The organism is Amycolatopsis sp. NPDC043889, from assembly GCF_056435645.1.
This window is the reverse complement of the sequence record NZ_JBWKEC010000030.1, coordinates 41,786-56,352: the sequence shown is the minus strand read 5'-3', so window position 1 is coordinate 56,352 and position 14,567 is coordinate 41,786. Positions and strand designations below refer to the sequence as shown.

General features: G+C 68.9%; 12 protein-coding genes and 1 pseudogene. 8 read left to right on the top strand and 5 right to left on the bottom strand.

Annotated features, from left to right (window positions below):
* Window positions 1-82 precede the first annotated feature (82 nt).
* The 3 genes and pseudogenes from AC0685_RS35245 to AC0685_RS35235 all read right to left on the bottom strand — a co-directional run bounded on the left by AC0685_RS35245 (window position 83) and on the right by AC0685_RS35235 (window position 3,143).
* Window positions 83-568, bottom strand: a complete 486-nt coding sequence (locus AC0685_RS35245) for an NUDIX hydrolase (protein ID WP_478229482.1) — start codon at window positions 566-568, stop codon at window positions 83-85.
* Between the two features lie 237 nt (window positions 569-805).
* Window positions 806-965 (bottom strand): annotated as a pseudogene (locus AC0685_RS35240) (M20/M25/M40 family metallo-hydrolase); the annotation flags it as partial.
* A gap of 63 nt (window positions 966-1,028) precedes the next feature.
* The gene (locus AC0685_RS35235; RefSeq protein ID WP_478229446.1) at window positions 1,029-3,143 is read right to left on the bottom strand and encodes an acyltransferase family protein; all 2,115 of its coding nucleotides are present in this window, start codon (window positions 3,141-3,143) and stop codon (window positions 1,029-1,031) included.
* A gap of 219 nt (window positions 3,144-3,362) precedes the next feature.
* On the opposite strand from AC0685_RS35235, the gene AC0685_RS35230 reads away from it, so the two are divergent.
* From AC0685_RS35230 to AC0685_RS35200, 7 genes are all read left to right on the top strand, one after another.
* Window positions 3,363-3,593, top strand: coding sequence for a hypothetical protein (locus AC0685_RS35230; RefSeq protein ID WP_478229445.1), 231 nt, complete (start codon window positions 3,363-3,365; stop codon window positions 3,591-3,593).
* 979 nt (window positions 3,594-4,572) lie between these two features.
* Window positions 4,573-7,452 (top strand): type 2 lanthipeptide synthetase LanM family protein, encoded by a 2,880-nt coding sequence (locus tag AC0685_RS35225; protein ID WP_478229444.1) that lies wholly within the window; start codon window positions 4,573-4,575, stop codon window positions 7,450-7,452.
* Between the two features lie 12 nt (window positions 7,453-7,464).
* On the top strand, window positions 7,465-7,659 hold the full coding sequence (locus AC0685_RS35220; protein WP_034318598.1) for a hypothetical protein: 195 nt from the start codon (window positions 7,465-7,467) through the stop codon (window positions 7,657-7,659).
* 197 nt (window positions 7,660-7,856) lie between these two features.
* Window positions 7,857-10,745 (top strand): helix-turn-helix transcriptional regulator, encoded by a 2,889-nt coding sequence (locus AC0685_RS35215; protein WP_478229443.1) that lies wholly within the window; start codon window positions 7,857-7,859, stop codon window positions 10,743-10,745.
* Between the two features lie 3 nt (window positions 10,746-10,748).
* Window positions 10,749-10,988, top strand: coding sequence for a glutaredoxin family protein (locus AC0685_RS35210; protein WP_478229442.1), 240 nt, complete (start codon window positions 10,749-10,751; stop codon window positions 10,986-10,988).
* Window positions 10,985-11,194, top strand: a complete 210-nt coding sequence (locus tag AC0685_RS35205; protein WP_478229441.1) for a putative acetyltransferase — start codon at window positions 10,985-10,987, stop codon at window positions 11,192-11,194. Before AC0685_RS35210 ends, AC0685_RS35205 begins: the two co-directional genes overlap by 4 nt.
* Before the next feature lie 58 nt (window positions 11,195-11,252).
* Window positions 11,253-12,239, top strand: coding sequence for a YihY/virulence factor BrkB family protein (locus tag AC0685_RS35200; protein ID WP_478229440.1), 987 nt, complete (start codon window positions 11,253-11,255; stop codon window positions 12,237-12,239).
* Window positions 12,240-12,328: 89 nt separating this feature from the next.
* On the opposite strand, the gene AC0685_RS35195 is transcribed toward AC0685_RS35200, so the two are convergent.
* The gene (locus AC0685_RS35195) at window positions 12,329-13,210 is read right to left on the bottom strand and encodes a manganese catalase (RefSeq protein ID WP_478229439.1); all 882 of its coding nucleotides are present in this window, start codon (window positions 13,208-13,210) and stop codon (window positions 12,329-12,331) included.
* Window positions 13,211-13,241: 31 nt separating this feature from the next.
* Entirely contained in the window at window positions 13,242-13,697 is a 456-nt protein-coding gene (locus tag AC0685_RS35190; RefSeq protein WP_340681753.1) for a DUF4383 domain-containing protein, read from the bottom strand.
* A 173-nt stretch (window positions 13,698-13,870) separates the two neighbouring features.
* Here AC0685_RS35190 and AC0685_RS35185 point away from each other — a divergent pair, with 173 nt between their 5' ends.
* Window positions 13,871-14,551 (top strand): hypothetical protein, encoded by a 681-nt coding sequence (locus AC0685_RS35185; RefSeq protein ID WP_478229438.1) that lies wholly within the window; start codon window positions 13,871-13,873, stop codon window positions 14,549-14,551.
* Window positions 14,552-14,567: the final 16 nt, after the last annotated feature.

The window sequence follows — 14,567 nt, the reverse complement described above, 5'->3', positions numbered from 1 at the left end:
ACCTGCCTGCCCAGCTGGGAAGTGGCCCTTTCAATGGCCACCGCGCCACCCCTGGTGGCGGTCTGACAGCACGACCGGCCATTCAGCTGGCAGATGATCGGACCACGCGCCTGGCGATCTCCGCGTCCAGCGGGCTCATATCCTCGCTCACCGGTTCCGATGGCGGCCACCAACGAAAGTCCAGCGCTTCACCGTTGACGGTCAGCCGAGGCACGACCTGGAGGTGAACCCGATATACGGCTAGGAGTTCCCGACGCTCCGGCTTCGTGAGATCGAACTCGGCCACGGCGGCGAACGACAGGTCCACGCCGTGGATGCCGGTCTCCTCACCCAGCTCCCGCACCGCGGCCTCGCGCGGGCTCTCACCCGTCTCCCGCATTCCTCCCGGAAGCTCCCACTGCCTCCGCCAGCTATCGAACATCATCAGGACTGCTTCCGCGTGGATGGCGACGACCAACGACGCGGGCACAGCCATGTGCTTGACCAGACGCCCCAGCTCCTCTTCCGCGACAAAACGAAAGTCGACCAAGGCGTTGCCGGCACGATCGCGGATCGGAAGTCCAGCCATGACGCCATTCCACCGCAATACCGACAGAATGCACACCAGACGAACCAACCCCGGCAAAGTCCGCACATCGGCATGAGCGCAGGGTCTGTCAAACGAACGGTGTAACTCGGGTTGAAGGAAACTACTTGCGTCCGGCGGCCAGGCGGCCGTCGAAGGCGTGCAGGGCGGGTTTCCAGCGCGTGGTCCAGCGGGTGCGCGAGATCGGCCAGGAAATACTGCTGCCACAACAGGTGCAGCGCGGCAGGAGCGCGCCGCGCGACGGGTCGGCGCCCGGCAGCCGGACGATCACGTTATGGCGGTCCTTGCCCCCGGACTCGACGTAGGTGATCTCGTAGCCCGCGTCGGTGAGCTTCTCGGCGACGTACTCCGCCGCGGCGCGTTCACCGACCAGCGTGTCGGAGCCCGCCGACCCCCTGCCACCGCCTGGTGGACGGCGTGTGAAGACCCACTCGGGCGCCTGTCATCCCAGGCCGAGTCCCGCGGTCAGGGGTCCGTAGAGAGTACGAACGTACGAGTCCGTGAGGTGATTGTCCCGGTACACCACGACGTTACCGATGACCGCCGGGCACACGTCGCCGACGCACAGCCACGGAGTCAGGTCGACGACCGTCGTGCCCGGCACGCGTTCGGCGGCCTCCACCAACGGGTCCTTGTCCCGGCCGAAGGCGTCACCCACGGCCGTGTCGCAATTCGCGTGCCTGCCGGGGTTGCTTTCCAGGCAACGCGGGGTGTTCTTGGCGGGCTGGGGCACGTCGCGGATCACGCCGGACCGGATACCGGCGTCCGAGATACGCCGCAACAGGGACTCGTAACCGTCCACGGTCCGCGCACGCGACTCCCAACGCCATTTCAGGTCCTTGTCATAGGACTCGGGGGACATCGCGGAGGTCACCACGAGATCCGGCTTCATGGCGAGGATTCCGGCGAGTTCACGTTCGTTCTGGTCGGAGCAGACGGTGAGGCCTGCCGGTGCGACGGCGGTGAAGGGGCAGCCGTTGCGCAGCATCATCTTCACCCGCCACTCAGGATGCTCGCGCACGAATCGCGCGAACACAGTACTGAACATCGCCGCGTGCGAGTCACCGACCAGTACGAGTGTCTTCGGCGCGGTCGCCGTGCCGTAGGCGCATTCGTCACCGGTGGGCGGCCAGTTCTCGATGTCGTATGACGTGCAGTTGACGGTTTGGTCCTGCAGCGGCCAGTCCCGTCCCGCCACAGCCGGGTCAGGGGTCAGCGGGACGCCCTCCGGCGCCGGTCTCGGGTTGTCCCTGTCGAGCGCGAGGGCGCCCGGGTGGCTTTCATCGAGGCCGGTGGCCGACGCGAGGCGATCGAGTTCCGCCGAGGCGTACTGCCACGGCACCGTCGCGACGACCGTCGTGGCGGCGACCAAGGCCGCTCCGAGCAGGTAGGCGCTGCGGAGCCGGGGCGGGCGGCGCCGGAACGGCGGCCGTGCGGTCCTCCCGCCGCGGAAGGCGTCTTCGACCACGTGTTTGGACACCATGGCCAGTGCCAGGCTGAGCACGAAGGCACCCACCGCCTGCCGCCGCGTCAGTTCCGAGCTGCCCGCGAGCTGCAGGACCACCACGATGACGGGCCAGTGCCAGAGGTACAGGCTGTAGGAGATGTCGCCGAGATGGCGCAGCGGTTGGAGACCCAGCACGAAAGCGACTTCCGGGCGTGCCACGCGCTGGTCCGCGGCGACGACCCCGGCCAGCAACAAGCCGACGGTGCCCAGCGTCGGCAGGAGGGCGAGGTAGCCGGGGAACGCCATCGCGGTGGTCAGCACGAACGAACTGACCACCACCGCGACCATCCCACTCCAGCCGACAAGCAGCCGGACCCCACCCTTGAGCCGGATCCGGTGGACGGTCATCGCGGCGAGGCCGCCGAGTCCGAGCTCCCACATACGGGTGGGCGTGACGAAGTAGGCGCGACCGTGGTCGAGCTCGCTGTAGACCACGGAGAACACGAACGACGCGGCGGTGACGATGGCGACCGCGGTGACGGCGTGACGGGCGGCCTTCGGCCCGGCGCGGTGGGCCAGGCGGGCGCAGACGAGCAGGACCAGCGGGATGACGAGATAGAACTGCTCTTCGACACTGAGCGACCAGAAGTGCTGGACCGGTGACGCGGCGGCGGTGGCGTGGGCGTAGTCGGCGGATTGGGCGGCCAGCGCCCAGTTCTGGACGTTCAGCGCGGACGTGAGGACATCGCTCATGATGGCGGGCCAGCGTGAGATCGGCAGGACCAGCCAGGTCACGAGCACGGTGCTCAGCAGGACCACCGACGCGGCGGGCAAGAGGCGCCGGATGCGGCGAGCGTAGAACTCGCGCAGGCGGATGGTGCCGGTGCGGCGCAGCTCGCCGGCGAGGGTGCCGATGATGAGGTAGCCGGAGATGACGAAGAAGACGTCGACACCGACGAAGCCGCCAGGCAGCCATTCCGGCCGAAGGTGGTAGACGATCACGAAACCGACCGCCAGCGCGCGCAACCCCTGGATATCCGGACGCTGGACGCGTGGCTCGGCCGGCTCCGGTCTCAGCGGAACCGTCTCCTCGACCTGCGCGAGCGCCATCGCGACCCCCTTGCCCCCCATCGCTACGGCCGCGCGGGACAAGGCGGCCACTCAGCCAAGAGCGTAGAACACCCGGTCGACCACCTGTTTTCAGCCTCCCGAGTGAGTCGGGCAGTGCCGCCAGGACCCGGCGAAACCACCCATTCGGCAGACAAGCGAGTCCGATTCATGATTATTTGGGCACGCACGTGTTCCAAGAAGAGAACTGGGGTTACACAAGTGAAGAAGAAGATCGCGGCGACCGCCGTCGTCCTGGGCGCGCTCGCGTCGACGATCGCGTTCGCGCAGCCTGCCGGCGCGGGTGTCGATCCGAAGTATTACTACGAGTCCAGTTGGTCGACGGAGGGCGACTGCCGGATCAACGGCCACTCCGGCCAGCAGAGTGGCCGATGGTCGGCCTACTTCTGCTCCGCCTCGACCTGGTCGTGGGACCTCTACATCAAGCGGTAGCCCGCGATACTCGCTCCGGCGGCGCGGATTCGCGCCGCCGGAGACAGGGCGCGAACCCGCGGCGCTGTCAGTTCACCGTCCCGGTGACGACCACCCGGCGGCACCGGACACGTCTTCCCTTGTGCGATCGGAAGCGATCCTTTCCCACTCGCTCGTCACCCGTATCAGTGATTCTCGCCGACTCACCATTCGTGGCATGTGGATCACCGGTTCGTGTCACGCGCCCGCCCACTTGCCGTAGCGGAGGCCCAGCTTCCACATCGGCTCGCCTCGGGCTCGCTACACACAGTGTCAACGCCCGTGAAGCCCACCCCTGGCGCAAAACACGAAAGACTTACGTGTTTATCGTAGGAAGATTCACGAGTCGCCGATGGCCCGGGAAATCGTTTTTTGACAGAGCGCCAACCTGGTGAAAATCTTCGGTCGCTCCTCGCGAGAGCACAACCGAACACGAAATCCGAAACAAGGAGCCCCTCAATGCAGATGTTCACCCAGCACGTGCACCACGGCCACGACCTGATCTCGGGTCTGCTCGCGCACCTGGCCCACGTGCTCGGATGGCTGGTCTGACGCTCTGAGCAACAGGGATTGACGGGGGCCAATCTGTTGGCGCGGGTCGGCCCCTCGTGTTTGCGACCCGGTAAAGGGACACACCCGTGTCCCTTTACCGGGTTCCGGTTTTCCACCGCAGAAAAAGCTGACCGTCGATTCTCGGATTCTTCTTTCGCCCGGCCCACAGGCGGCGCGGGCCGGACCCCCAGTAACCGGCCCGCGCCCGGCACCGCGGTGATCCCCCCTGGCGACCACCGCGCCACCCGACCATGGTGCGGCCGGGACCGGACCCCGCGCATGGGGGCCGGGACCCCATATTCCGGTGAGGGCCCGCCAGGGTGCCCGGCCGTCACTCTCCGGACATCTTCGTGCGTGCGCTGAATGTGGGGGTGCCACCCCCATGTGCGTGCCCCGCCGAACTGAAACCATGACCGCCGTGACGCCCCCACCATCGGCGACGTCCCTGCCGCCGAGGTGGTGGGTGCACGGCCAGACCCCGCGCGAACGGACAGCGGACAAGCCCGCATGGGCGGATTTCGCCGAACACGCGGTCACCGCGCTTCTGCCGGAGCGTCCCCCAGCCGGTGACTGGCGTGTCGAGTTCGCCGGGGTCTTCAGGTCGCTCGTCCACACCGCTTCGCGTGACGCGATCCCGGACGACCTTCCCGGAGCCGATGTCGAAGCCCTCCGTCGGGGTTTCGCGGCCCAACTCGGCCAGCATCTGCTCAAACTCGCGATCCGCACACTGGTCCTCGAACTCCACCGCGACCGCACGGCCGGAAAACTCCGGGGAGAGACTCCCGAAGAGCGCTTCTCCGATTTCGTGCGCAGGCAAGCCACTCCGGCCGGGCTCGTCCGGTTGTTCGGCGAGTACCCGGTCCTGGCCCGGCTCGTCGCCCAGGCGTGCCTCCATGCCGCCGAGGCCCACGCCGAAACGCTAGCCAGGTTCTCGGCCGACGCCGCCTTGCTGCCCTGTTCGGTCGTCGACGGCGAACTCGGCACGCTCGTCGAGGTCGCGGGCGGGATCGGTGACTCGCACGCACGCGGGCGTTCGGTCAGGCTGCTCCGGTTCTCCAGCGGCGCCAAGGTGATCTACAAACCCCGGCCGCTGATCCTGCACGAACGGTTCACCGACATCGTCGCGCGGCTGAACAAACGACTGCCCGGGCTCGAACTGCGGACCGCGGACGCGTTACCGCGTGCGGGCTACGGCTGGCTCCGGTTCGTCGAGCACCGGCCGTGCGCCGATATCGGCGACGTCGACCGCTTCTACCGGCGGCAAGGCATCCTCCTGGCGCTCCTGTACGCGCTCGACGCCACCGACGTCCATTACGAGAACATCATCGCCTGCGGCGACCAGCCGGTGCTGATCGACATCGAGACGCTGTTCCAGCCGTCGCCCCCCGATCCGCCGTCGGGCGACCCCGCGGCGGCGATGCTGGCGCGATCGGTCCAGCGCACGCTGCTGCTCCCCCAGCTCTTCGCCGGCGAACACGGCGCCGTCGACATCTCCGGTCTCGCCGGCCGCGGCGGCAAGCTTCCCACCGACCGCGTCGAGTGGGCCGATCCGGGCACCGACCGCATGCGGCTGGTCCGGGTGCCCGGCGAACTCGCGGGCGGGAACAACCTGCCGCGGCTCGACGGCCGCGACATCACGCCCGCCGAGCACAGCGCCGCGCTGCTGGCCGGATTCCGCCTCGGCTACGACGCGATCTCCACCGGGCGGGACGAACTCGCCGAGCACCTCCGGCGCTGCGCCGAGGATCCCATCCGGGTGCTCGTCCGGCCGACGAACTTCTACTTCCGGCTGCTGGACGAGACCACCCATCCCGATCTGCTTCGCGACGCCGCCGACCGCGACCACGCGTTCGACCTGCTCGAAGAGGATTCCGCCGACGAGAAGAAGCTGCTCCGCCTCGTGCCACACGAGCGGGACGACCTCTGGGCGGGCGACGTGCCGATGTTCACCTCGAACCCCGGCTCGACGTCGCTGCTGGATTCACGCGGCGAGAGCGTCGAGGGGGTGGTCGACCGGGCGTCGCTGGACACCGTGCTGGCGAAGCTCGCCGACATGGACCCCCTCGACCAACGCGACCAGGAATGGCTGATCTCGGCCACCCTCGCCATCAGCACGGCGACCGAGGGTCATCACGGTGTCGGCGAGACCGCGGAAACGGCGACGCCGAACCAGGCGCCCGACGCGGAACGACTGCTGGTCACCGCGTGCGGTATCGCCGACCAGATCGTCGCCAACGCCTTCTCCGACGAACACCGCTCCAACTGGCTCGGGATCGAACTCGTCGACGACCGCTACTGGACCGTGCTGCCGATGGGCGCCGGGCTCGGTGAGGGCTACTGCGGTGTCGCGTTGTTCCTCGCCCAGCTCGCCGAACTGACCGGGATCGCGCGATACCGCGATCTGGCCGCGTATGCGATCAGCCCGCTCCCCGGCCTTTTCGCCACGCTCCGCGCGGACCGCGAGCTGGCCGCCACCGCCGGCTGCGGCGGCCTTCTCGGGCTCGGCGGCGTCGCGTACACGATCGCGCGGCTCAGCACGCTGGTCGGTCTTCCCACCGGCGATCTCATCGAACAGGCCGTCGACCTGATGCCCGACGCGACCCCCGAAACACCCTCCGGGTTCACGACGGGGCTGGCGGGCGGTGTCGCGTCGATGCGGTCGGTGTATGTCCAAACAGGACTGGACTCGGCACTGGCACGAGCGGACCGGTACGCCGGAGAACTGCTCGGCCGCGAACGTCCACAAGAGAAGTCGTTCGCCCGAGGTTCGGCCGGCGTCGACTGGGTACTGCGGGCGCACGATCGTTCCGGCGAAGAACCACCCGGAAGGGCGGACGATCGGGCGGAAAGCACCGGCGGATGGTGCGCCGGTCTCGCGGGTGCCACGCTCGGCCTTGCCGCTCACCTGCCCGATCCCGGACACGCCAGGGATCTCGACCGGACGGTCAAGCGGCTGGCCGACGGGGCACCGTTGAAGGATCTCAGCCTCTGCCACGGCGAGTCCGGAGTGGTGGACGTGTTGTGCGTATTGGCGGAGAACGGGCACACTGGCGCCGCCGCCGCGGTCCGCCGCCGGACCGGTCATCTGCTCGCCGCCATCGACCAGCGCGGTGCCCGCTGCGGGACACCTGGCGCGGTCCCCTCGCCAGGGCTGCTGAGCGGTCTGGCGGGAATCGGTTACGGCCTGCTGCGGCTGGGATTCGGTGACCGGGTCCCCTCCGCGCTCCTGCTCCGCCCCGACCGGCCGCATCCCGCGGCCACCGTTGTTCCGCCGGTAAATCGAGTATGAGGAGAAACCCGCATGTACGAAAGAGATCTGCCCGCCACCGAAGACGTCCTCGGCGCCGTGAACCTGCCGCGCGCCCTCGAGGTCGGCTCGCGCAACCACGCGCTGGCGGGCGGCAAGCCGCGGCTGAGCGCCAACCCGCTCGCCACCCTGTCCACGGACCCCGGTTCTCCGTCCGTCGTCAGCGTCTTCACCGGCGGCTGGATCTGAGTAGCCGCCGGTGAACCCGCGACCGCGATAGCCGGGCCTTTCGGCCGGGCGGGTTCACGCGTTCGGTCACTTTTGCGCTACATCCTCAGCTCCGCCTATCGGATCTGAGACAGGCTCACGAAGGCGGGTTTGCGCCGCCCGCCTTCGTGATCATTTATTGGCCGTGGCGGGGAAATCCGCTCGCTATAGTCACGGCGGTGGGGATCCGTTCGTCGCGGGTGATCGGCCGCGACGCCGAACTGGCCGAGCTCTCCGGAGCTCTCGATCGCGCCATCGCAGGCCGCGGCGGCGCGATCTTCCTCGTGGGCGAAGGCGGCATCGGCAAATCGCGGCTCGCCATCGAGGCCGCCTCACGAGCGGTCGCCGCCGACATCCCGGTCTTGCAAGGCCGGGCCAGTTCGATCGGCCCGCTCGTCCCGTTCCGGCCGCTGGCCCAGGCGCTGTGGTCGCATTTCCGTGGCGGCGGCCCGCCGGCGGCCGCCGAACTCGACCCGTTCATCCCCGTGCTCGCCCAGCTCGTCCCCGACTGGGGCCGGGGCGACCGGCCGCGGGAATCGGGCTCCCTGCTGGTGCTCGCCGAAGCGGTGTTCCGGCTGCTGGCCGTCACGAGCCGCGACCGCGGTGCGCTCCTGGTCCTCGACGATCTCCAGGACGCCGACGCCGAGACGCTGTTCATTCTCGAATACCTCGTCGACAACCTGCCCGCGGCGCAGGCCCTGTTCGTCGGCACCCTCCGCAACGAGCCCTCCGACGCCCTGCGCCTGGCGACCTCCGGCGCGCAGCGGATGAGCTGCGCCCTCGTCGAACTGGGCAGGCTCGGCCTCGCCGACACCCGCGCCCTCGCCGCCGCCTGCCTCGAGACCGAGCCGGGACTGCTTCCGTCGGCCGCGGCGGAACTGTTGTGGCGCAACAGTGCCGGCCTTCCGTTCATCGTCGAGGAACTGCTCCACGGCATGGTGAACGACGGACTGCTGGTCGAGGGCCGCGACGGCTGGCGCGTCATCGGCGAGCTCCGCGCCCGCGTTCCCGCCGCACTGGTCACCAGCATCGGCGTCCGGATGGAGCAACTCGGCGAGCAGGCGGGCGAGCTGCTGTCGGTCGCGGCGATCATCGGCCGCCGCTTCCCGCTGACGGTGGTCCAGACGGTCACCGGCACGAACGACCGCACCCTGCACAACCACCTGAGCGCCGCGGTCTCGGCGAACCTGGTGACCACCGACGAGACGACGCCCGGCTGGTACGCCTTCCGTCATCCGCTGACCGCGGAAGCGTTACTGGCACGCCAGTCACCGGCACGGAAGGCGGCGCTCGCGCGTCAGACCGCCGACGCCGTCGAAAAGCTGTACCCGGGGCTGCCGGGCGACCTGTGCGCGCTCGTCGCGTCGCTCCGGCTGACCGCGCTGGACGAACAGGCGGCCGGCCGTCTGTTCGCGGAAACCGGTCGCCGTGCCCTCGACGCGGGAGCCGCCGACTCGGCGGTCACGATGCTCACCAAGGCCGTCGACCTGCTCGCCGGGGCCGACGCGGGTGATCGGGCCGAGGTGCTGGAGACGCTGGTGCACGCGCTCGGGCAGACCGGTCAATTCGACCGCGCCGTCGAGCTTTCCGCCGGATTCGGCGAGATCGGCACTCTGGAACGGGCCGCGAAACTGCATACCCAGCTGGCCTGGGCCGCCTACATCGCCGGACGGCACGACGAATGCCTCGGCCAGATCGAACGCGCCCGCGCTCCACTCGGTTCGGCGATCTCGCCTGCTCAGCAGGCCGCGCTCGACGCTGTCGAAGCGAACCTCTGGCTGGACGTGCCCGGCCGGGCGGGCACGGCGGAACGGCTCGCCCGTCAGGCCTGGAAGGTGGCCGAGGCCACCGAGCAGCCGTTCGTCGTCTGCCAGGCGCTGCAGGTGCTCGGCATGCTCGCGCTGTCGCGGGACCTCACCGAATCCGAGCGCTACATGCAGCTCGCACGGCGGACCGCGGAGGACAACCATCTCCACCACCTGCGCACCCAGGCGCTGGTCCGGCTGGGCGGGCATCGCGTGCTGATGAACGGCGACGAGCAGACCCTGCTGCTCGCCCGCGCGGACGCCCAGCGCACCGGGTCGATCACCCTGCACTGCGCGGTCGATTCCGTGCGCACCATGCACGCGATCCTGCGCTGCGAATTCGGCACCGCGCACGCGCTGCTGGCGGAGAACCTCGCCGTGCTGGGCAGGCTCCGGCTGACCGCGTTGCTGCAGTACGCCCATATGACGAGGGCGATGTCCGCCGGGCACCGGGCCGACCGCCCCGCGATGGAGCAGGCGCTCGACGACTTCCGGGAGAGCGGCGGTGAGAACGCGCAGGAGATGGTGCTCAGCATCGGGCTGGCGCGGGTCTTCTGTTCACTGCTCGAAGAGGACTTCGAGCGGGTTCGCCGCGAACTCGACCAGGTCATCGAGCTGGAGGACCGGCGGCCGAGCCGGTTCCACCTCGCCGGCCAGCACGGGCTCCGGACGCTCGTCGACACCCTCGGCGGCGCGCCCTGCCCGGAGAACGGATCCGCCGTGAGCGGGATGCGGTGGAACCGGCAGTTCGTCGAATTCGCGCACGCGGTCGAGCACGGCAGGCGAGGTGACGCGGCGGCGGCAGGACAGGCGGTGGCCGCCGCGCTGGAGACGTCGGCGCCCTATCCCCTGGCCCGCCATCTCGGGCTCCGGCTCATCGCCGAACCGGCCGCCGCCGACGGCTGGGGTGATCCGGCGGGCTGGCTCAAAGAGGCCGAAGAATACTTCCACCGCAGGGACATCCCAGCGGTCGCGGCCGCCTGCCGGAGTCTCCTGCGCAAACTCGGCGCACCCGTCCGGCAGCGCCGCTCCGGGGTCGACCGGGTCCCCGGCGACCTACGAGCGTCCGGCGTCACCGTGCGCGAGTACGAGGTCCTGGTGCTGCTCGCCGAGCGGATGGGCAACAAGGACATCGGCGCCCGCCTGCACATCTCGCCGCGGACGGTCGAGAAGCACGTCGCGAGCCTGCTCGCCAAGACCGGGCTCGCCGACCGGGCGGCCCTCGCCGAACGCGCCGCCGGATCACGACCTGGCATGCTGTGATCCATGAGTGACCTCATCGTGTACGGCGCCGGCTGGTGCCCCGACGTCAAACGCAGCCGTGCCCTCCTCGATTCGAAGGGCATCGAGTACGACTACATCGACGTCGAAGCGGATTCCGGCGCCGAGGAGACCGTGCGGGCGCTGCAGAACGGTGCGCGGCGCATCCCGACCATCGTCTGGCCGGACGGCACCCACCTGGTCGAGCCGAGCGACGACGAGCTCACCGCCCACCTGAACCGGTGACCCTTCCGGACGTCCCGCCCGGCACGAGGGTCGTCGTCCGGTACCGGATCGAGGGCGGGTTCACCGACGCGCTCGGCTACCTCCGTTCCCGTGGCGACACGGAGTGCACCGTGGAGACCAAACGCGGACTCGCGACGATCCGGCTGGCGGACATCGTGCTGGCGAAGACTGTCCCGCCACCACCATCGCGGCCACGCCGGGCCTGACCACCCGTTTCGCCCCGGCACCACCGGGTAAGCCAAGGAATCCCAGCAGGAGGTTCCCGTGGCTGCCACAGCGAAAGACCCGGACGGTCCCACCGAGTTGTCCCGACGATCGTGGTGGGCGGTGCTCAAACGGACGTTCGTCCAGTTCAACCGCGACAACATGCTGGACTGGGCCGCCGCGCTCACCTACTACGGCGTGCTCTCGCTTTTTCCCGGTCTGCTCGTGCTGACCGGAATCCTCGGTCTACTCGGTCCGTCGGCCACCCAGGCCCTGGTCGAAAACGTCGGCCGGATAGCACCCGGTCAGGGCCGGGACATCCTGATCGGTGCGATCGAAGAGCTGTCCCAGACCGGCGGCCTTGCCGGACCGGCGGCGATCCTCGGCACCGCAGGCGCGTTGTGGTCCGCGTCCGGCTACATCGGCGCGTTCATGCGGGCGTCCAACGTCCTCTATTCGATGCCCGAAGGCCGCCCGATCTGGAAGACCGTGCCGTTGCGGGTCGGACTCACCATCGCCGTGCTGGTCGTGCTCGCCTTGTGCGCCGCCGGAGTGGTGGCGACCGGCGGGATCGCCCGCTACCTCGGCGACCTGATCGGCCTCGGTTCGACCGGCGTCCTCGTCTGGGACATCGCGAAATGGCCGGTGATCGTGCTGCTCGCGGGGCTGGCGTTCGCGATGCTCTACTGGGTGAGCCCCAACGTGCGGCAGCCGAAATTCCGCTGGCTGACCCCGGGCGGCCTCGTGGCCGTACTGCTCTGGGCCGCGGCCACCGCCGGGTTCGCCTTCTACGTCGGCAATTTCGGGTCGTACAACAAGGTCTACGGTTCGCTCGCCGGTGTCATCGTGTTCCTGATCTGGCTGTGGATCTCGAATATCGCCGTCCTCCTCGGCGCCGAACTGGACGCCGAACTCGCGCGTGGCAAGGAGCGCGCCGCCGGATCCCCCGCCGACGACGAACCCTTCCTCCCGCCGCGTGACACCAAGGCGATGGACGACGACGAAGCAGCCGCGGTCGCCGAAGCCGAAACGAAGACCACCGACTGATCATCTATGCGCCTGGCCGTGAAGGCCTCCTTCCCTACTTTCAGGGTAGGGAAGGAGGCCTTCACGGACTTTCCTTACTGAAGGGATGCCTAGCTCTTGCTCGACTTGGTGGCCTTCTTCTTGGCGTCCTTGACCTTCCCCTTGACGGTCCCGACCGCGTCCTGCAGCGGCGCGTACGTGCCGTAAAGCGCCGGATCGGGCTTCGGGGCGGTGCCCGGTCCGCCGAGTGGCTCGGGTTCCATCAGGTACTCGATCCCGTCCTCACCGAAGCTCCAGCCGCCCTTCGAACCGTCCGGACCGTCGGACAGGTGCCAAACGGTGTTGTTGTGCTCCTGGTTCTCCTCTTCGAACAACGCCGTCGGGGCGATGTCGCTTTCCAGGCCGTCGGCCTTGAGTTCCTCGATCGCGGCGAGCCACTGCTTCTGGTGCACCGTGTCCCGCGCGAGGTTGAACTGCAGCATCGCCTTCACACCGGGGTCGTCGGTCATGTTGTACAACCGGGCCGTCTGCAAGCGGCCCTGCGCCTCGGCCGCGACGTTCGCCCGGAAGTCGGCCAGCAGATTGCCGGACGCCACGACATAGCGGCCGTTCCAGGGATAGCCCTGGCTGTCGCTGGGCGTGGCGCCGCCACCGGAGATGATCGCCTGCTGGGGATCCATCCCGCCCAGGATCGCCGCGGTGGCCGGATCCTTCGCGGCTTCGGCCACCGTGGTGGCGGGCGCCCCTTCGAGGAGCCGGGCGACCATCGTCGCGAGCATTTCCACGTGACCGATCTCCTCGGTCGCCGTGTCCATGATCAAATCCTTGTACTTGCCCTCGATCCGGCAGTTCCAGCCCTGGAACAGGTACTGCATGGTGACGGTCATTTCACCGTAGGCGCCGCCGATGAGCTCCTGCAGCTTACGGGCGTACAAAGCGTCCGGCTTTTCCGGTTTGGCCTCGAATTGGAGCGATTTGGTATGACGGAACACTGACAACCTCCAGAGAATTCAGGGGAACGGACTAGCGCGAGTCGGCAATCGGCGCCTTCGAACCGGAGAGCGGAATGAGCCCGAGGGCGATCATCCCGACGGCGAGCCCGAGGTGCAGCCAGTTGTCGGCGGTGTTGACCGGCACGAAATTCGCCGCCGACCCGTGGTCGATCAGCAGCCCGTACAGCCAGAGCACGAGGTAGATCACCCCGCCGCCGACGAGGAACGCTTTCGCACCCGTCGCCGTCCGGGCCAGCAGAATGCCCGCGACGCCGAACGCCAGGTGGACGATGTTGTGCAGGATCGACACCTGGAACACGCCCAGCAGCAACGCGCCGGATTGGTGCCCGGCACCGCTCAGCTGCTCGTAGTTCGTCGTGATGCCGGGGATGAAGCCGAGAATGCCGACGAGCAGGAAGACCGCGCCCACGCCGAGGGCGATGAGCTGGCGCGGAGCCCGCCGAACCGTGGCCGGCGATGCAGTCATGGATTTCCTCCGATCCAGGTGGAACACGATGAGCGAACAGCACGTCGAGTACCCGGGCGGAAGCCGCTCACACCGGAAAACCGGCGTTCTCGATTCCGTGGGAATTCCCGTGTAATCCGGCTCGCCCGGGGTAGCCCCCGCGGAGCACACACGTCACCAGGAGGGTGGAAATCGTGGCCGAGGACAACGCACCGCAGGCAGGGCCGGTCGGCAGGCTTTTCCACGCCGGATTTCACGCGCTGGCGGCGCTTCGCGGCGCGAGGGCCTTCCACCCGAACGGACTACTACTCAAAGGAGAACTTCAGGCTTTGAGGCGCGATGACCTCACACTTCCGGAAGAGCCGGTCGCCGTCACCGTGCGGATGTCCAAGGGAGCCGGTCTGCCGGGGCGCGTGCCTGACGCGCTCGGGCTGGCGGTGCGGATCCCGGCCGTCGGGGGCCACCCGTGGGATCTCACGTTGACCACTTCGGGCACCGGCCTCGCCGGCCGCGTGTTGCCGCGGCCGACTCGCGCCTGGACCACCGGTCGCTACAGCACGTTGCTGCCCTATCGCACAAAGGGTGAACTGGTCTGGTTGTCGGCCCGCGCGGAGACGTCACGGCACGCCGAAGCGTCGCTGGGCGGATTGAGACGGCTGGTGGCCGAAGGGCCGGTGACCTACCTTGTCGAGACCGTCCGCGCGAACGGCCATCGGAAGCCCTGCGCGACACTGATCCTCCACGAGGTCGACGAAGACTCCCCTCGTCCCGCCTTCGATCCGATGCTCAACCCACCGCCAGGCTGGGAGCTGCGGCCCGGCTGGCTCTCCGGGCTACGCGAGCGGGCCTATGAAGGCAGCCGGAAGGGTCGCTGAGTCACCCCGCGGGCGG

What these genes read in the sequence shown, in the direction of transcription:
- AC0685_RS35245 (WP_478229482.1), bottom strand. Translation starts at nt 568, where the DNA reads ATGGCTGGACTTCCGATCCGCGATCGTGCCGGCAACGCCTTGGTCGAC.
- AC0685_RS35235 (WP_478229446.1), bottom strand. Translation starts at nt 3,143, where the DNA reads ATGGCGCTCGCGCAGGTCGAGGAGACGGTTCCGCTGAGACCGGAGCCG.
- AC0685_RS35225 (WP_478229444.1), top strand. Translation starts at nt 4,573, where the DNA reads ATGACCGCCGTGACGCCCCCACCATCGGCGACGTCCCTGCCGCCGAGG.
- AC0685_RS35220 (WP_034318598.1), top strand. Translation starts at nt 7,465, where the DNA reads ATGTACGAAAGAGATCTGCCCGCCACCGAAGACGTCCTCGGCGCCGTG.
- AC0685_RS35210 (WP_478229442.1), top strand. Translation starts at nt 10,749, where the DNA reads ATGAGTGACCTCATCGTGTACGGCGCCGGCTGGTGCCCCGACGTCAAA.
- AC0685_RS35190 (WP_340681753.1), bottom strand. Translation starts at nt 13,697, where the DNA reads ATGACTGCATCGCCGGCCACGGTTCGGCGGGCTCCGCGCCAGCTCATC.